The organism is Erwinia aeris, assembly GCF_041224955.1.
In the GTDB taxonomy this organism is placed as follows: Bacteria; Pseudomonadota; Gammaproteobacteria; order Enterobacterales; family Enterobacteriaceae; genus Erwinia; species Erwinia aeris.
Genome location: NZ_JBGFFX010000001.1, coordinates 601,899 through 619,733 on the forward strand (window position 1 = coordinate 601,899; position 17,835 = coordinate 619,733).

13 protein-coding genes and 1 pseudogene are annotated in these 17,835 nt (G+C 60.9%); 5 read left to right on the top strand and 9 right to left on the bottom strand.

Annotated features, from left to right (window positions below; translation table 11 throughout):
* Nucleotides 1–36: 36 nt before the first annotated feature.
* Nucleotides 37–1,428 carry an NAD-dependent succinate-semialdehyde dehydrogenase gene (locus AB6T85_RS02875; RefSeq protein WP_301729576.1) on the bottom strand — a complete coding sequence of 464 codons (1,392 nt, stop codon included), beginning with the start codon at nt 1,426–1,428 and terminating at the stop codon, nt 37–39.
* Nucleotides 1,429–1,544: 116 nt separating this feature from the next.
* Here AB6T85_RS02875 and ptrR point away from each other — a divergent pair, with 116 nt between their 5' ends.
* Both ptrR and AB6T85_RS02885 read left to right on the top strand, forming a co-directional pair.
* Complete coding sequence (ptrR, locus tag AB6T85_RS02880; RefSeq protein WP_253454273.1) at nt 1,545–2,408, top strand: putrescine utilization regulator PtrR; 864 nt, start codon at nt 1,545–1,547, stop codon at nt 2,406–2,408.
* A gap of 47 nt (nt 2,409–2,455) precedes the next feature.
* Nucleotides 2,456–3,001, top strand: coding sequence for a sterol desaturase family protein (locus AB6T85_RS02885; RefSeq protein ID WP_369894751.1), 546 nt, complete (start codon nt 2,456–2,458; stop codon nt 2,999–3,001).
* Here AB6T85_RS02885 and crtB read toward each other — a convergent pair.
* From crtB to AB6T85_RS02915, 6 genes are read right to left on the bottom strand one after another with little or no spacing between them, the layout of a single operon-like run.
* Nucleotides 2,898–3,854 (bottom strand): 15-cis-phytoene synthase CrtB, encoded by a 957-nt coding sequence (gene crtB, locus AB6T85_RS02890; RefSeq protein ID WP_369894752.1) that lies wholly within the window; start codon nt 3,852–3,854, stop codon nt 2,898–2,900. The two genes, AB6T85_RS02885 and crtB, sit on opposite strands and share 104 nt — an antisense overlap.
* Nucleotides 3,851–5,332 carry a phytoene desaturase gene (locus AB6T85_RS02895; RefSeq protein ID WP_301250880.1) on the bottom strand — a complete coding sequence of 494 codons (1,482 nt, stop codon included), beginning with the start codon at nt 5,330–5,332 and terminating at the stop codon, nt 3,851–3,853. Before AB6T85_RS02895 ends, crtB begins: the two co-directional genes overlap by 4 nt.
* Nucleotides 5,332–6,492 (bottom strand): lycopene beta-cyclase CrtY, encoded by a 1,161-nt coding sequence (crtY, locus tag AB6T85_RS02900; protein WP_369894753.1) that lies wholly within the window; start codon nt 6,490–6,492, stop codon nt 5,332–5,334. Before crtY ends, AB6T85_RS02895 begins: the two co-directional genes overlap by 1 nt.
* Nucleotides 6,489–7,760 (bottom strand): glycosyltransferase, encoded by a 1,272-nt coding sequence (locus AB6T85_RS02905; protein ID WP_369894754.1) that lies wholly within the window; start codon nt 7,758–7,760, stop codon nt 6,489–6,491. Before AB6T85_RS02905 ends, crtY begins: the two co-directional genes overlap by 4 nt.
* Entirely contained in the window at nt 7,757–8,800 is a 1,044-nt protein-coding gene (fni, locus tag AB6T85_RS02910) for a type 2 isopentenyl-diphosphate Delta-isomerase (RefSeq protein ID WP_301250884.1), read from the bottom strand. Before fni ends, AB6T85_RS02905 begins: the two co-directional genes overlap by 4 nt.
* A 21-nt stretch (nt 8,801–8,821) precedes the next feature.
* Complete coding sequence (locus AB6T85_RS02915; protein ID WP_253454280.1) at nt 8,822–9,733, bottom strand: polyprenyl synthetase family protein; 912 nt, start codon at nt 9,731–9,733, stop codon at nt 8,822–8,824.
* A 794-nt stretch (nt 9,734–10,527) separates the two neighbouring features.
* On the opposite strand from AB6T85_RS02915, the gene AB6T85_RS02920 reads away from it, so the two are divergent.
* From AB6T85_RS02920 to AB6T85_RS02930, 3 genes and pseudogenes are all read left to right on the top strand, one after another.
* Nucleotides 10,528–11,277, top strand: a complete 750-nt coding sequence (locus AB6T85_RS02920) for an alpha/beta fold hydrolase (RefSeq protein WP_369894755.1) — start codon at nt 10,528–10,530, stop codon at nt 11,275–11,277.
* A 22-nt stretch (nt 11,278–11,299) separates the two neighbouring features.
* Nucleotides 11,300–11,974: pseudogene (locus AB6T85_RS02925) on the top strand (heavy metal response regulator transcription factor).
* The gene (locus AB6T85_RS02930; RefSeq protein WP_369894756.1) at nt 11,971–13,440 is read left to right on the top strand and encodes a heavy metal sensor histidine kinase; all 1,470 of its coding nucleotides are present in this window, start codon (nt 11,971–11,973) and stop codon (nt 13,438–13,440) included. The pseudogene AB6T85_RS02925 and the gene AB6T85_RS02930 overlap by 4 nt, the downstream one beginning before the upstream one ends.
* 170 nt (nt 13,441–13,610) lie before the next feature.
* Here the strand turns inward: AB6T85_RS02930 and AB6T85_RS02935 are convergent, their stop codons facing one another.
* Both AB6T85_RS02935 and AB6T85_RS02940 read right to left on the bottom strand, forming a co-directional pair.
* The gene (locus tag AB6T85_RS02935; protein ID WP_369894757.1) at nt 13,611–16,685 is read right to left on the bottom strand and encodes an efflux RND transporter permease subunit; all 3,075 of its coding nucleotides are present in this window, start codon (nt 16,683–16,685) and stop codon (nt 13,611–13,613) included.
* Entirely contained in the window at nt 16,669–17,832 is a 1,164-nt protein-coding gene (locus AB6T85_RS02940; protein WP_369894758.1) for an efflux RND transporter periplasmic adaptor subunit, read from the bottom strand. Before AB6T85_RS02940 ends, AB6T85_RS02935 begins: the two co-directional genes overlap by 17 nt.
* Nucleotides 17,833–17,835: the final 3 nt, after the last annotated feature.

Here is a 17,835-nt window from a genome sequence, read left to right on the forward strand (position 1 = left end):
AGACGGTCAGCTCAGCATCCTGCTCAAAGGATCCAATCAGGATTCTGCCCAGACGGTCTGCGCGTTGGTAAATTCCCGAATACCAAAGTGGGACAGCTCGCGACCGTAGCCGCTGTGCTTAACGCCGCCAATCGGCACGCGCGGGTCGGAGAAGCTCGGCGTATTGATAAACATGCCGCCGGTTTCCACCTTCGCGGCAAGCTTGCGGGCTTTTGCGACGTCGCGGCTCCACAGGCTGCCGCCCAGGCCGAACTCGGAGTCGTTAGCCAGCGCAATCGCGTCGTCCGCGTCCTTCGCCACAATCAGCGAAGCAACCGGGCCAAACAGCTCCTGCTTAAAGCTGGTCATGCCGGGTTTGACGTTGCTCAGTACGGTAGGCGCATAGAAGTTCGCCTTGCCCTGCATCACGTGGCCACCCAGCAGGCACTCCGCGCCTTCGGCGATGGTAGCCTGAACCTGAGAATCCAGCTCGTCGCGCAGATCGAAACGGGCCATCGGGCCGATATAGGTCGCCTCGTCACGCGGATCGCCCACCACCAGCTCTTTTACCGCCGCCACGAATTTGTCGCGGAACTCGGCAAAAACGGCCTCCTCCACGATAATCCGCTTAGCAGCCATACAGACCTGGCCGCCGTTCATAAAGCGACCCGCCACCGCGCCTTTCACCGCCGCATCGATATCGGCGTCGGCCAGCACGATAAAGGCATCGGAACCGCCCAGCTCCAGCACGCTTTTCTTCACCGCCGCGCCCGCCAGCGCCGCAATAGCCGCGCCTGCGCGCACGCTGCCGGTCAGGGTCACGGCCGCGATGCGTGAGTCTTTGATAATAGTAGCGACGGCGTCGTTATCGGCATTCAGGACGCTAAACAGTCCCTGCTGCACGCCCGCTTCCGCCAGCACGGATTGCAGCAGCAGCGCGCTGCCCATAATGCTTGGGGCCGGTTTCAGCAGATAGCTGTTGCCCGCCATAATAATCGGCACCGCGCCGCGCAGCACCTGCCATACCGGGAAGTTCCACGGCATCACGGCCAGGATCGGGCCAATCGGCAGATAGTTGACGTGCGCTTTTTCGTTTTCAACCAGCGTGGCTTCCGGCGCCAGGATTGTTGGCCCCTGTTCCGCATACCATTCACACAGGCGCGCGCATTTTTCCACTTCGGCCAGGCTCTGGGTAATCGGCTTGCCCATTTCGTCGGTCATCATTTCCGCCAGCGCGCGAGCATGTTTACGCAGGCTGGCCGCCATGTTCAGCAACAGCTGGCTGCGTTCCGCCACCTCGCTGTGACGCCAGTGCTGAAACGCGCCGTGGGCCTGCGCCAGCGCGGTTTCCACCTCGGCGGCGGTAGCGAAAGGCGTCTGGCGAATGATGTCGCCGGTAAAAGGGTTACGGGATACGGCGCCCGCCTGAACTGCTGATGAAGTCGTCATAAGATCCTCCGTCGGCCTCTCAGGCCGGTTGGTGATAGTGACGCTATCTTAGCCTTGCGCATCCTTCCTGAAAAATGAATAATAATGAAAATATCCTGCTCAAAATGAGAATGTTTATGGATCTGACTCAGCTGGAAGTGTTCCGCGCCATCGCGGAAGAAGGCAGCGTGACGGCGGCAGCGGGTAAACTGCACCGCGTTCCTTCTAATATTTCTACCCGCCTGCGCCAGCTGGAGGACGAGCTGGGCACGGCGCTGTTCAGCCGCGAAAAACTGCGCCTGCATATTACCGACGCGGGCCGCACGCTGCTGGATTACGCCAACCGCATCCTGGCACTGACTGAGGAGGCGCGCCTTCAGGTTTCCAGCCAGCATCCTGCCGGCGTCTTTACCCTTGGCGCGATTGAGAGCACCGCCGCGGTGCGGCTGCCGCCGCTGATTGCCCGCTATCATCAGGCCTGGCCGGAGGTAGAGCTGGATCTCTCTACCGGGCCGTCCGGCGCGATGACCGACGGGCTGCTGGCGGGCGAGTTCAGCGCGGTGTTTATCGACGGGCCGCCGAAGCATCCGCAGCTGGAAGGCATCCCGGTTTTTAACGAGGAGATGGTGCTGATCTCTTCGCTGAACCATCCGCCGGTCACCTGCGCCAGGGAAATTTCAGGCGCCACTATTTACGCTTTCCGCGCCAACTGCTCCTATCGCCGTCTGTTCGAGAACTGGTTCGCCCGTGAAAACGCGTCGCCCGGCAAGATTTTCGAGATGGAGTCCTATCACGGCATTCTGGCCTGCGTCAGCGCGGGCGCCGGGCTGGCGCTGATCCCGAAAAGTATGCTGGAGAGTATGCCCGGCAGAGACAGCGTCAGCGCCTGGCCGCTGAGCGACAGCATGGGCGAGCTGGCGATCTGGCTGGTATGGCGCAAAGGCAGCGGCTCCGCCAATCTGCGGGCGATGGTGAAGATGTTAGAAGCCGTGCAGGAGTAATAGCGCTGAACTACGCTTAACCCACCTGATACCGGATGGAAAAAACTATGTTGTGGCTGTACAACACATTGATTGTGCTGGCGACTATCGCCGCGATGGAGATTATCGCGGCGCTGGCGCACAAATATATTATGCACGGCTGGGGCTGGGGCTGGCACCTTTCCCACCACGAGCCGCGCAAGGGCTGGTTTGAAGTAAACGATCTGTACGCCGTGGTGTTCGCCGTGCTCTCTATCGTGCTGATCTATCTGGGCAGCATCGGCTACTGGCCGCTGCAATGGATCGGCGCAGGCATGACCGCCTATGGCCTGCTCTATTTTATGGTGCACGACGGTCTGGTGCACCAGCGCTGGCCTTTCCGCTACGTGCCCCGCCGTGGCTATCTGAAACGCCTGTATATGGCGCATCGTCTGCATCACGCGGTGCGCGGCCGGGAAGGCTGCGTCTCTTTCGGTTTTCTCTATGCGCCGCCGGTAGATAAACTTCAGGCTACGCTGCGCCAGCGGCACGGTCGCCGCCGCCGCCGGGACGCTGCCACAGGGCCGCAGAACGAGGCGGCGCAGCCTGCTTCCCGCGAGAAGCCAGCGCGCTGACCGCCCCGCCCGCCAGCAGGCCCAGCTTTTCCGCCTTGCTGGTGCCCTGGCGGCGATCCCAGGCTTTGCTGCCGGCGCGATCGACCTTCACGCCGATTTCCCGATAGACGCCGCGCGCGGTGGCAATAGCCCAGGCGGAGCGCAGCGGCAAACCGGCCAGGCCCGCCTCGGCCGACGCATAGTAAGGTTCAGCCGCCGCCACCAGCCGCTGCGCCACTTTCGCCAGCCGGTCGCGACTGGTCGGTTGCGCATAGTTTTCCAGCGTCAGTCCTTCTTCAGCCAGCCAGTTAATTGGCAGATAGCAGCGGCCGTTTCCGGCGTCCTCAACGATATCGCGGGCGATATTGGTCAGCTGAAAAGCCAGCCCCAGATCGCAGGCCCGATCCAGCACCGCTTCATCACGCACGCCCATCACTCGCGCCATCATCAGGCCAACCACGCCCGCTACGTGATAGCAGTAGCGCAGCGTATCGTCCAGCGTGGGGTAAAGATCGCCACGCACGTCCATAGCGTAGCCTTCCAGATGATCGAACGCCTGCTGCTGCGGAATGGCATGGGCCAGCGCCACCTCCTGAAACGCGGCGAAAGCGGGATCGCTCATCGGCTCGCCCGCGCAGGCGCGCAGCGTTAACGCCTTCAGCGTTTCCAGCCTTTGCAGCGGCGTGCTTTGCGCGGCGGCGGCCTGAAAGCCCAGCTGCTGATCGTCGATCACGTCGTCGCAGTGGCGGCACCACGCGTAAAGCATCAGCGCGCTGCGCCGGGTGGCCGGATCGAACAGTTTGGCGGCGGTGTCGAAGCTTTTCGATCCCGCCGCCATGGTTTCCGTGGCATGGCTGAGCAGCGCCTCATTCATCGTGCCCTGTCCTCCAGCATCAGGCTGGCGGTCACTTTCGCAGAAGCGATCACGCCGGGAATGCCCGCGCCGGGATGGGTGCCCGCGCCGACCACATAGAGGTTATCGATTTTGCTGTCGCGATTGTGCGGCCGGAACCAGGCGCTCTGCGTCAGCAGCGGCTCTACGGAGAAGGCGGAGCCCAGATGCGCGTCCAGCTGGTCGCGGAAATCAAACGGCGTAAAGATGCGCTGCGTCACCAGCTGCTCGCGCAGGCCTGGCATGTAGTGCTCCTCCAGATAGGCGAAGATGCGATCGCGCAGGCGCGGCCCCTCCACGTCCCAGTCCAGGTTCGCCGTTCCTAAGTTAGGCACCGGCGCCAGCACATAGAAGCTGCCGCAGCCCGGCGGCGCCAGCGAGGGATCGGTTACGCACGGCGAGTGCAGGTAAAGAGAGAAGTCATCCGCCAGCTTGTCATGATGGAAAATCTCCTCAATCAGCTCTTTGTAGCGCGGCCCGAAGCAGACCGTATGGTGCGCCAGCTGGCTGTGCGGATTGTTCAGGCCAAAATAGATCACAAACAGCGAGTTGCTCATACTTTTTTTCTTCAGCGCGGCGGCCTGCGCAGCGCCGTGAGGATGATGACCAAGCAGTTTGGCGTAGGTTTGCACCACATCGGCATTGGAAGCGACGGCCGCGACTTCAATCCGTCGACCGTCGGCGGTGATCGCCGCCGTAATATGGTCGCCTTCCGTTTCCAGCTTTTTAACCGGCGTGTTCAGTTCAAGTTGACCGCCCAGCTCGCAAAAAAGTCGGGTCAGGCCCTGGATCATCGCGCCGGTGCCGCCGCGCGCAAACCAGACGCCCCATTCGCGCTCCAGCGCGTGGATCAGCGTATAAATGGACGAGGCCGCAAAAGGATTGCCGCCCACCAGCAGCGAGTGAAAAGAGAACGCCTGGCGCAGATGTTCGTTTTTAATAAACTTCGACACCATGCTGTAAACGCTGCGCCACGCCTGTAAGCGGATTAGCTGCGGCGAGACTTTAACCATGTCGCCGACCGAGAGAAAAGGCACGCTGCCGAGCTTAAGGTAGCCTTCTTTGAAGACCTCGCGCGAGTAGGCATGAAAGCGGCGATAGCCTTCTACGTCATCCGGATTGAACCGTGCGATCGCCTCTTCCAGCTGCTGCTGATCGTTGTCGTAATCCATCACCTCGCCCGACTCCCAGCAGAGGCGGTAAAAAGGCTTGACCGGCAGCATATCGATAAAGTCTGCGGTGCGCCGTCCGGCCAGCGTAAACAGCTCTTCAATCGCCGAAGGATCGGTGATCACCGTTGGCCCGGCGTCAAAAGTAAATCCTTGATCTTCGTAAACATAAGCGCGGCCGCCGGGCTTATCACGCGCTTCCAGCAGCAGCACGGGCACGCCCGCCGCCTGTAAACGGATAGCCAAAGCCAGGCCGCCAATACCGGCGCCAATTACAAGTGTTTTTTTCATCAGAAAGCTCGCAGCCGGGGAGATTTTTTTAACACGGCCAGCAACGCCTCGCCGACCGGTACCGGGGGCTTGCCTGTAAGGATCCGTGCCATATCTAAAGGTTTGAGACGACCGGCGTAAAATCTGGCGATCAGCCCATCGTCTAACTGATAGAAGCGCTGCATAACCTGCCAACGCCGCTCCGGCCGTCCGGCCAGAAACAGCATCCGGTTGAGGATGCGAAAAAAGCGCTGACGCCGCCACTGCCGGGCCATAAACTGCCCGATTAGCGGATGCAGCCGCTCGTGCGTCGGCCTGCCGTTGTCGGCAATCAGGTCGGCCAGCGTCGCCGCCAGCGGCAGCGAGTAGCCGGTAGTAGCATGAAAGAGGCCCGCGCGCAGACCGCTGCAAAGCTGTTCCCGTTCCTGACGGAAAGCCCGTGGCTGCCCCTGGAGCGTGATCGGCAGAACGCCCTGCTCTTCGCGCTGGAGATGTTGCAGCGTCCAGCCCTGATCCTGCGCATAGTCGGCGATCCGCTGCCGCGCCTCGTTGGCGTCCAGCGCCGTACTGTCCTGATAGTGTGTGTCCTCGATCAGCAGCGTGTCTGCCGACAGCGGCAGCGTATAGACGAAACGGTAGCTCTGCTGCTGATCCACGGTGGCATCCATCAGCACAGGCCGCGTCAGTCCGTGCGGCGCCGCCAGCCGCCATTCCTGTCCCAGAAAGGCCTGTAGCCCTACCGTCAGCCAGGGGCTGGGCTGATAGCCGCGCCCGTCAATCACCGCAGCGGCGTGCAGCGTGCTGCCGTCCGCCAGCGTGACGCCGTGTGGCGTGATGTCGCTTACCTCGCACAACGTTAAGAGATTTTCGCCCAGCGCCGTTTCCAGCGCCTGCGCAAAGCTTTCCGCCGTCACGCTAAGGTAGTCGCCCGGCAGCGTGCGCGTGTAGCGAGGAAAACGCACCTCGTAGCCCTGCCAGCGGTGCGCCACCAGCGGACGCAGCCATTCATGCTGCGCGGGCGTTAAGTCATCTTCATGAAAAGACCAGGTGTGATTGCCGCCCGCGCGCTCGTCCGCCTCCAGCATCAGCACCTTCAGCCCTGGCTGCCGCTGGCGCAGCCGCAAGGCTATCAGCCCGTTGGCCAGCCCGCCGCCCACCAGAATTACATCCCATTTCGTCATCCTGTCGCCTTAATCCTTTCCGAACGCGAACCCAGCGCCTGTTCTACGATATCCGCCGCCCTTTGCGCGCCGCCTGCCTGACTTAGCTGGCGCTGCGCCTCTTTCATCCTGCTGTGACAGCCTTTGTCCTGAAGCAGCGCGGCCAGCTGTTTCGCCATCGTTTTGCTGCTGGCGAAACGGGAAACGCGACGGCCCAGGCCATTCCAGACAACGCGCGAGGCGACGCCGGGCTGATCGAAAGCGACAGGCACCGCCAGGATCGGCGTCGAGCTGCTGACGGCGTCCGCCACGGTATTCAGGCCGCCGTGAGTGATCACCGCCTGCGCCTGCTGCAACACGCTCAGCTGATCGGCAAAATCCGTTACCCAGTAGGCGCCGCAGGCTTCCAGCTCCGCCTCCTGGCCGGGCGTCAGGCCGCCGCAGTGGGCGATCAGCAGCTGGACATGCAGACGACGGCAGGCGCGAGCGATGGTCTTGAACAGGCGGAAGCGGTGCCCCTGTAACGTGCCCAGCGAGGCGAAAACAAAGGGGCGCGAAGAGAGCAACGGCCAGAAGCGCCGTTCCGTGGTGGTCGGACGCAGCGGCCCGACCTGGTAAAAATGCGCCGGCAGCGCGTGGCGCGGAAAATCCAGCGCGGGCACGGTCTGGCTGATTTGCGCCAGCGGCGACAGACATTCATGCAGCCCCGTGCGCGGCGCCAGGCCAAAGCGCTCGGCGTGGCGCGCAATCACGCGGCCGTGGCTGCGCATCATCCAGTCATAGATGCGTTGGCTGGTGCGAAACAGCTTTTGCGCCCGCTGGTCGGTGCCGTAGCCAAACGACATTACCGGCAGCGGAATGCCCGGCTCGCGGTTGACCGGCAGCGCGCAGGCGACGGAAACAAAAGGCAGCGCCATGCCTTCCGCTACCAGTCCGCCAGCCGCCTCCATCTGATCGACGATCAGCCCGTCGACCCGCAGCTGCTTTAACACGCGCGGCAGCTCGCGGCACAGCATATCCGTGGCGCGGGACATATCTTTAATCAACGCGAACAGCGACATGCCGGCAGGCGAAGCGGCCAGCCTGAGCGTGCGGGCCAGGCTGCCGGGCGGATGGGAATCCTCACCGACGGGCTGAAAAGCGATGCGCGGATCGTTGAGCAGCGCGCCCGCCTCCGCCTGATGAATAAACGTAACCTGATGACCCCGGTCAATCAGCGCCTGCGCCAGCGCCTGTAAAGCCTGCCAGTGGCTGTACAGCGGCGGCGCAACCACGGCGTAATGACTCATGCTTCGCTCCTGTTGCGGGAAAGCTTTGCCTGCCGCAGTTCGCTCAGGCTGGCGCTGCCGGTACAGAAGCAGGCGATCCTGAGCTGGGCGATAACGGTCTGGAAGTGCGTAACGGTCGCCTCATAAGAGGCATTGGCGCTGGCGAGCACCGCCGCCGCCTGCCCCACCAGATCGGCGCCCAGCGCCAGCGCTTTTGCGACGTCGATACCGTTGGCGATACCGCCGGAGGCGATCAGCGGCAGGGTCGGCAGCGCGGCGTGAACGCTGCACAGCGCGTCGGCCGTTGGAATGCCCCAGTCGGCAAACGCCATCGCCATGGCGCGCATTTCAGGGCGCGACGCTCTTTCCGCCTCTACCGCTGCCCAGCTGGTGCCGCCAGCGCCCGCGACGTCAATCATCGCGACGCCCGCCTCGCTCAGACGGCGCGCCACCGCGGGTGAAATACCTGCACCGACCTCTTTCACCACGACCGGCACCTCAAGCTGCTTCACCAGCAGCGCGATGGCGTCCAGCACGCCGCGCCAGTCGCGGTCGCCGCCTTCCTGTAGGGCTTCCTGCAAGGGGTTAAGATGCACGATCAGCGCATCCGCCTGGATCATATCCACCGCGCGACGGGCATAGTCCAGCCCGCGCTGGCCGTGGATCTGCGCCGCGCCAAGATTAGCCAACAGCGGCACATCCGGCGCTATCGCACGCAGCTCGCTGGTCAGGCCAAAGCTGACGTCGCTTTCCAGCGCCACGCGCTGCGAGCCGACGCCCATCGCCAGGCCCAGCGTCTGCGCGGTACGAGCCAGATTAAGATTGATGTCGCGGGCGCGGGCCGCGCCGCCGGTCATCGAGCTGATCAGCAGCGGCGCGCGTAGCTGACGGCCAAACAGCGTAGTGCTGAGATCGATGTTGTCCAGATCCAGCTCGGGCAGCGCGCAGTGCTCAAAGTGCCAGTGTTCAAATCCGGTGCGGCTTTTACGGGCGTCGGCAGCCGGGTTGAGTACGATATCAAGATGATCGTTCTTACGCTGTATAAGGTTCGCGTCCTTCATTCACGCTCCGTTTGTGAATACTTAGCTAAAGGTCGCCAGCTGCTGGCTGAACCAGCTATGCATAAAACGCCGCGTCGCCAGGCCGTGCTGGCAGACGGAGAGATGCTGATCGGCGCTGTGCAGATGCTCGTGCAGGCGTGAGCGCACCGCCTCGGCGCCCAGCAGCGCCACCAGCGTCGATTTTCCGGCGTCCTTGTTAATATCTTTTCCCGTGCCGCTACAGCCGTCCGCCAGATCGTCGAGCAGCTGAAAAGCCTGGCCCAGATCGCGTGCGAAACAGCCCAGCTTCTGGCGCACGGCTGGCGTTGCATCCGCCGCCAGCGCCGCTATTTGCAGCGTGGCGCTAAATAGCATGCTGGTTTTCAGGTCGTTGGTATCGGCTATCGCTTCTTCGCTGCGCGCCGTCGCGCCTTCGTTAAGATCGCGGAACTGTCCCTGCACCAGCCCTTGCAGGCCCACAGCGGCGGAAAGCTCCGCCACGGCCTGGGCACGACAGGCATCCGACAGCCCTTCGGCGCCAGCCACCACGCCAAAAGCGTTGCTGAGCAGCGCAACCGCCGCGAGGATCGCCACGTCCTGGCCGAACTGACGATGGATAGTGGGCCGTCCGCGCCGCAGCGCCGCGTTATCCATACAGGGAATATCGTCCAGCATCAGCGAAGCGGCATGAACCATCTCCACCGCGCAGGCGAGATCGAGCAGTCCCGGATGATTTTTGTCGCAGCCCAGGTCGTATGCCGCCAACAGCAGCAGCAAAGGACGAATACGTTTGCCTGGCGCCAGTGCGCCTTCACGCATCGCCGCGCCAACCCGGTCGCGTTCGCCACCCGCGGGCAGGAGCTGGTCAAGACGCTGATGCAGCGCGTCGCGCAGCGCCCGCAGCTCGCTTTCCTGACTCAGTGATTCTTTCGCGTTGGTTATAGTTGCCGTCACTGGTTTTCCCGTCATAACGAGTGAATTAAGAGACCGTCGTGGCCCGCTCGCCCTTTTTTCGTCGTCGGGGCGACGACGGTCATGCTCATAAGAGCTAACGCTATTTCCGTTAAGCCTGGATGATGCTTAGCGAAAAAACAAAAACATTGCATTAATACTTATAAAAACAAGTAATTAATCAGCAAGGCCCGCTGTTTTTGGCTTTTATGTCTACAAAATAGCTAAACAGACAGCTTCTTTACTGCCTGTTGACATAAAAAAACCCGCCTGGCGGGCTTTTTTAGTGTAGTTCAATTAACAAGATAGCGAAGGCTATTGTTCTTTATGGGTAAAAATTGGAACCCCGTGCTCAGGGCTGGCGGAAAATCCATCGGCACGGAGCTTGTTATATGTGCTGTACGTACAGGTTTAGCGGCGGCCGAGCCGTAAAGTGCTGTTAAGTGCATAGCGGTATGGATCGTGGGCTTGAACCTGCGGGCTATAAATGGGATGAAAACAGGAAAGCGACGTGCTGATACGCTGCAGGAGCGGCTGAAAGAGATTGATAAAGAGAATGGAAAAGATAAGTGCGTTTGCAAGGATGGCTGTGCAGAGCGAGGCGCTTAGCAATACTTAGCATTTTTTAAAGTCACCGCTATTTCAGCCTTGCGCGAATCTGCCTCCGCCGTTAATCAGTACCAGATCACCCACATCCCATTCCCTCCGGCGTCATTTTTTTGTCATCACTCCCTCACCCTGATGTCAGCGCCGGTTTCCTATCCTGTAGACGAACTTTCCTAATCAGGAGCACGATCATGAAACTGAAAAAAGTTGTTCTTGCAGTGAGTATGCTGGTGGCAATCGCAGGCGGCACGGCGCAGCCGGTCAAGAATATTGTGCTGGTTCACGGCGCTTTCGTCGGCGGCGCGGGCTGGCGCGCGGTGTACGATCGGCTGACGCATGATGGTTATAACGTGACGCTGGTGCAGGAACCGCTGACCAGCTTTGCGCAAGACGTGGCCGCGACGCGTCGCGTTCTCGATCGACAAAACGGCCCGGTGATTTTAGTGGGCCACAGCTACGGCGGCGCGATTATCAGTGAAGTGGGCAACGACAATAAAGTGGCTGGTCTTGTGTATATTGCCGCGCACGTGCCGGAAAATGGCGAAACCGAAGCCGATAACGGCAAAAAAATCCCCAATAGCGCGCATCCGTTTGTAAAATCGAGCGATGGCTATCTCTCTATTGCCCCGGAATATTATCATGGCGATTTCGCTGCCGACCTGCCTGCCGCCCAGGCCGATTTCGAAGCCCATGCGCAGATGCCGACCAACGCAGCAGTGTTCACCGCCAACATTCCCCATCCGGCATGGAAAACGCGACCCAGCTGGTACATGGTGGCGAAAGCTGACAAAATTATCAGCCCCGATCTGGAACGTCTGTACGCCAAACGCGCGCACAGCCATACGGTGGAAATTGCCGGTGCCAGCCACTCGGTGTATCAGTCGCATCCTGATGAGGTTGCGCGGTTGATCGAGCAAGCCGCGCAGCACGCACTGCCTTAACAGGGTTCACAGGGAGAAGCGCATGAAAATTTTAGTGATTGAAGATGAAGTCAAGGCACGCGAATACATGCGCAAAGGATTGACGGAAGCGGGGTTTATCGTCGACGTGGCGGAAAACGGCCAGGACGGCCTGTTTTACGCGCAGGAGCATCATTACGATTTGATTTTACTCGACGTAATGATGCCCTGTATGGATGGCTAGCAGGTGATGACGGCGCTCGATAAACAGATCCACACGCCGGTGATCTTCCTGACGGCCAAAGGCACGCTGGAAGACCGTATTAAAGGACTGGAGCTGGGCGCGGATGATTATCTGGTCAAGCCCTTTTCGTTCGCCGAGCTGCTGGCGCGCGTCCGCACGCAGCTGCGACGCGGCAGCCTGCAAAAGCTGCCGGATGTGCTGACGCTGGCCGATTTGCAGCTCGATATTGTTAAACGCCGCGTCGAGCGCGACGGTCAGCGAATCGACCTGACCAACAAAGAGTTCAACCTGCTGCATCTGTTTCTGCTGCATCCTGGCGAAGTGCTGACCCGCACCCTGATTGCTTCCCGCGTGTGGGATATGAATTTTGACAGCGACACCAACGTGGTGGATGTGGCGGTAAAACGCCTCCGGCAGAAAATTGATGGCCCCTTTGCCCAACCGTTGATCCATACCGTGCACGGCGTGGGCTATCGCTGCGAAGCAGAACCGTGAAAAAATACTCTCTCGCGGCGCGTCTGTCGCTTATGTTAAGCGCCACGGTGATGGCGATTTTTGCACTCATTGGCCTTGCGCTTTATCACTCGCTGGCCATACAACTTGGGCTACGCGACGATGGCGCATTGCTGACGCGTATCGATCAGATCCGCACGCTGTTACGCGATGAAGATGCCATTACGCTTATCCAGCAGAAACCGCGTTTGTTTGCCAATATGCTGGGTAACACCGAGTCTTTACTGGTGCTGCGTTTTCCCGGCCAGCCACCGCTGATTGCGGTCAATCCCGGCCGGCGCCCTCTTCCCGTTATTACGCCTGTCGCCGCTGACCAGCCGCTGACGCTGTCGTCCGTTCATCACTTTGCCAGCGACGACGGCACGCCTTTTATCGCGGCGTCGGCACTCACGCCCACGCGCGACGGCAGCGGACAGATTGAGATCGTCACCGGTCGCCTGATGAGCAATCGCACGCAAACGCTGCACGGCTACCGTAATCAAATTATCCTGGCGACTTCCCTGGCTGCCTTACTGGTGGCAGCCATAAGCGTCTGGCTGGTGCGGCGCGGTTTATCCCCACTCCGCCGCCTGACAACCGAGGCGAACGCGATCGATGTGCGTCATTTATCACGCCGCATGCCCGATCAGGCTCAGGCTGAACTGCAGCCGCTTATCGCTGCTTTTAACCAAATGCTCGGTCGCCTTGAAGGCGGCTACCAACAGCTGAGCCAGGTTGCTGCGGATATGGCGCACGAGCTGCGCACGCCGATCGGTACGCTGATCGGCCAGACCGAAGTGGCGCTGAGCCAGACGCGCAGCCTCAGCGATTATCAGGCGTTATTAGGCTCCAATTATGAAGAGCTGGAGCGTCTCGCCAGGATGATCGACAACATGCTGTTTCTTGCCAGGGCGGAAGACGCCAGCCAGTCGATAGCTATTCAGCGCATCGATCTGGCGCAGCCTGGTGAGAAATTGCAGAGCTATTTTGACAATATGGCGGAAGAAAAGGCGATGCGGCTTGAGATAAGGCTGGATGGCGAACTGTCTGCCGACCCGCTGCTGGTGCAACGCGCGCTGGCGAATCTGATAGCGAATGCGCTGAGCTATGGCGAGCGTAACACCACAATCCACGTCTATAGCAAGGCGCAGCCGCACGCCATCGAACTGGTAGTGGAAAACAATGGCCCGGTGCTGAGCGCCGAGTACCAGTCGCGCATTTTTGACCGTTTCTGGCGCGCTGACACCTCACGTCATCAGGGCAGCAGCGGGCTGGGATTGTCTATCGTGCGCAGCATTATGCGATTACATCAGGGAAGCTGTGAGGTAAACAGCGAGCACGGCGTCAATCGGTTTACGCTGCGCTTTCCCGCTAACGCTGCGAATGCCGTCGTCGACGTTTCTCCCGGCCATAGTGGTAAGAACAGCGAACGGGCAAAAAGCCCGGCTTCAGCTGCATCAGGATCCTGAACGGTGGCGCGTACGTCATGCACAGGCTGCGATAAGCCAAATTCGCCATCGGGTTTCGGGCATTACCCGATGTCAGTTGCAGACCCTGAAGAGCGCTGTTTCCCGGAAAGCGCCGTTCTGAAAGCTGGCCTCCGTCCGTAAAGAGAAGCCCGGACAGGGCCAGCTTTTATCTATCCTGCTTCAGCGCCAGAAGATTTTTTCCGGCTGGCCCGGCGCGCTTCCGTCTGCATCACCAGACTCAGGGCCGCCGGCAAAACGGTGAGCGTCACCAGCGTCGCCACGATCAGCCCGCCGATAATCGCCAGCGCCATTGGCCCCCAAAAAATCTGACGGGAAATGGGGATCATGCCCAGGATGGCTGCGCTGGCCGTCAGAAGGATTGGGCGGGCGCGGTGAGAGGCAGCGGCCTGAATGGCGGCGTTATAGTGCATACCTGAGCGTCGGTTATTGTCCGCCTCAGTGATGAGTATGACCGCATTGCGGATAATCATGCCCGCAAGCGCAATGATGCCCAGCAGCGCCACAAAGCCCATCGGCGTGCCTGTCGGCAGCATAGCCAGCACGATTCCGGGCAGGCCAAAAGGTGCCATCAGCAGCGCCAGAAGCATACGGGAAACGCGCTGTAGCTGAACCATCAGCAGCACCAGCATACAGAGCAGCGTGACCGGCAGAATAGCAAATACAGAGCTGTTGCCCTTGTCGGACTCGGCTACGGCTCCGTCCTCGCTGAGGCTGTAACCCAGCGGCAGTCCGGCCCTGAAGCGGTCAATAACCGGCTTCAGCCCGGCCGATACCCTTTCGGCGCGCAGGCCAGGTGCAAGATCCGTCTGCACGGTGATAAACGGCAGGCGCTGACGCCGCCAGATTACGGGATCCTCAAGCCCCCACTGCGGCGTGGCCACCTGCGCCAGCGGGATTTTCGCGCCCGTTTGCGCTGTCAGAAGCAGCCCGGACAGGCTGTCAAGACGGCGCCCTTCATCGTTGCCCTTGAGAACGACATCAACCAGCCTGTTCCCGTCACGCACGGTGGTAATCAGCATTCCCGACCACAGCGTGTTCAGATAACGGGCAATCAGCTCGGAAGAGAGGCCCGCTGCCCGCGCGGCCGACTGATCCACCTTCAGCGTGACAACCCGTTCAGGCTCGCCCGCCGTCTGGTTGACCTCACGCGTCAGCGGAGAGGCGCCAAGCGTTGCTGCCAGTCGCTCTGCCTGCGCCCTGACCTGCTGGTAGTCAGGCCCGCTGACGCGGTAGCGAACGGGCCAGCCTACGGGCGGCCCCAGCTCAAGAGGAGCAACCCGCGTGGTGATGTCGCTAAAATCCCGCGCAAGCACGCCATCAAGATAGCGCCGCAGTCTTTCTCTGGCCGCCAGGCTTTTGGCCACCACCACCAGCTGAGCGGTATTTTCATCATCAAGTAAAACGTCCATCGGCAGATAAAAGCGCACTGCTCCGGTGCCGACGTAAGACGAGTAGTGGTCAACGTCGCGGCTGGCTGATACGGCTTGTTCCAGCCGCTCTGTCTGACGTAGGGTCGCCTCCTGAGAGGCATTCGCTGGCAAAGACAGGCTGACCAGAAGCTCGGGCCGATCCGAGGCCGGGAAAAACTCGCCCTGCATCCGGGTCATACCCGCACCTGCCAGCAGCAGCGCCAGTAGCGCGAGGCCAAGCGTCAGAAGCCGGTGTCGCAGAACGCGGGCGAGCAGGCGGCGATAAAGCCCGCCGAGGCGACCAGGACCGGCGGCGTGTTTCTGCAGGGTGCCCGGCAGCAGCCAGCTGCCGGTCAACGGTGAAAACAGCACGGCCACTATCCATGAGCTGATAAGCGCAATCAGCACCACGGCAAACAGGGTATAGCAGTATTCTCCCGCGCTTGAGGCGGCAAAGCCGACCGGAATAAAACCGGCAATCATGACCAGCGTACCGGTCAGCATCGGAAACGCCGTAGAGGTGAACGCATAGGTTGCCGCGCTGGCGCGTGAATCGCCGGCTTCAAGCCTGGCCACCATGGTTTCCACCGTTATCATTGCATCGTCAACCAGCAGCCCCAGGGCGATAATCAGCGCGCCGAGCGAGATCCGCTGTAGCCCAATACCGGCAAGGTGCATACAGATAAATGTCATAGCCAGCACCAGCGGGATTGCTGCCGCCACCACCAGGCCGGCACGCAGGCCCAGTGAAACAAAAGACACGGCCAGCACGATGATCACTGCCTCTACGAGCACGTGCATAAATCCGCTGACGGCCTCATCCACCACGGCGGACTGATCGGCAATACGCGTCATCTCAATACCGTGCGGCAGCCGTTCGGCCTCGCCTGCCATGCGCGCGCGCAGCGCCTGGCCGAAAGCAAGCATATTCCCGGTCTGCGCCATCGAGACGGCGAGCCCGATCGCAGGCTGTCCGTTGACGCGATAAAGCGGCGCAGGCGGCTCTGTAGGTCTGCGCACGACGGCGGCAATCGCTGTAAGAGGGATATAGCGTCCGTTTACCCGCAGCGTCACCGTGCGCAGGCTCTCTTCGTTTTTGAAAGCCCCGCTGACTCGCAGCGCTATAGTGTCATCGGCCGTACGCACGGTACCCGCTGGCTCTACCACGTTCTGCGCGCGAAGCGCCTCAGCGACCTGCTGTAAATCCAGCCCCATCGATGAAAGCTTACGCGGTGAAAAGGCCACCACCAGCTGCTCTTCCTGCTCGCCCAGCAGCTGAATTTTACCTACATCCGGCAGGCTCATCAGATCCCGGCGAATGTTGTCCACCCGATCTCTTAATTCCCGCATGGAAAAACCCTCTGCGGTAAACCCGTAAATAGTGCCGAAGGTGTCTTCAAAATCATCGTTGACGGCAGGCCCCTGCACGCCCTGCGGTAAAGAAGGGGCGGCATCCTGCATTTTTTTACGTACCTGATACCAGATGTCGGCAACCTGCGCAGGGGGCGTATCATCGCGAAGGTTTATAAAGATAACGCTGCGCCCGGCGTGCGTCTCGCTCTGGACGTAGTCAAGCCGGGGGATCTCCTGCAGTTTTTTCTCCAGCGTGTCGGTCACCAGCCTGACCGTATCGCTGAGGTTCGCGCCCGGCCATTGGGCAGAAACCACCGCTGTTTTGATGGTAAATGCGGGATCTTCAGTCCGTGAAAGCTGCTCATAGCTTATGATGCCCGCAGCCATAATGAGCAGCATCAGGAAGGCAATTAACTGCTGCTGCTTCAGCGCCCAGGCAGAAAGGTTAAAGCTCTGCTTCATCCTGATCCTCCTTGCTCCAGGCCACGCGCTCGCCGTCACGCAGGCTTCTGACGCCCGCTGTAACGACCCGCTCCCCGGGCGCGATCCCGGCGCGTATAAATACGGAATCTGCCGAATAGCCTGCGATATGCACGGCTCTCCGACGGACCCGGTTGTTAACCGCATCCAGCACAAATACGGCGGGATCGCCTGCCTGGCGCGTCAGGGCCGACGCCGGAAGCACCATAACCGCCTCAGCTGCCGTTTCTGCGGCCGGCAGCGTGACCGTGATGCTGGCGCCCATCGCCATATCGGGCGGTGGATTATCCAGCGTGACCCGCACTCGCCAGCTTCGCGTTTGCGGATCGGCCTGCGGACTGATATCGCGCAGATGCCCCAGCGCGCTTACGGTCGGATCCCGCAGCAGCGCAAGGTGAAAAACGGCACCGGGCTGGCGTGATACCATTGCGGGACTGGCAACGTCAAACACGACGTCGCGGCCATTGCCAGCGGCAACGGTAAATACTGTCTCTCCGGCGCTGACAACCTGCCCTGCTGACGCGCTGACGCCCGTTACCACGCCGCTGGCAGGCGCGGTAAGGGCCGTCCAGCGCAGGTTTTCCTTCGCATTTTTCAGCGCCGCCTCGCTGCTCTGCGTGCGCGAAAGCGCCGCCTGCCAGTCAGCCGTGGCCGTATCCAGCTGAGCACGAGCGATAGCACCGGACGGCATCAGAAGACGCATTCGATGCAGATTAAGCAGCGCCACTTTTTCTGCGGCCCGGCTGCTGCTGACATCAGCCTGCGCGCTGATAACCTGGTTCAGCGCCGCCGGACTGTCCAGCACGGCCAGCGTGTCGCCCTGGCTGAACCGGCTCCCGACGTCGGCACTGCGCGTCAGTATGCGGCCCTCCAGCCTGAAACTCAGGGAGGTTTCATCATGCGCGCGGACTTCACCGGTCAGCGTCTGCTGAGCAGGAGCCGTGCGCGGGCCGATCGTCATCCATTCAACCGGACGCGGTGCGGGTGGATTTTGTTGTTTTTGCCGATCGCAGCCGGTCAGCATAACAGCCATCAGCACAAGGCCGAGCAGCAGTAAGACACTATGATGTCGCAGATCCAGCAGTTGCCAGGCCCCCTGTTTTATCAGGCCTGGAAGGTTGTCTGACATGGC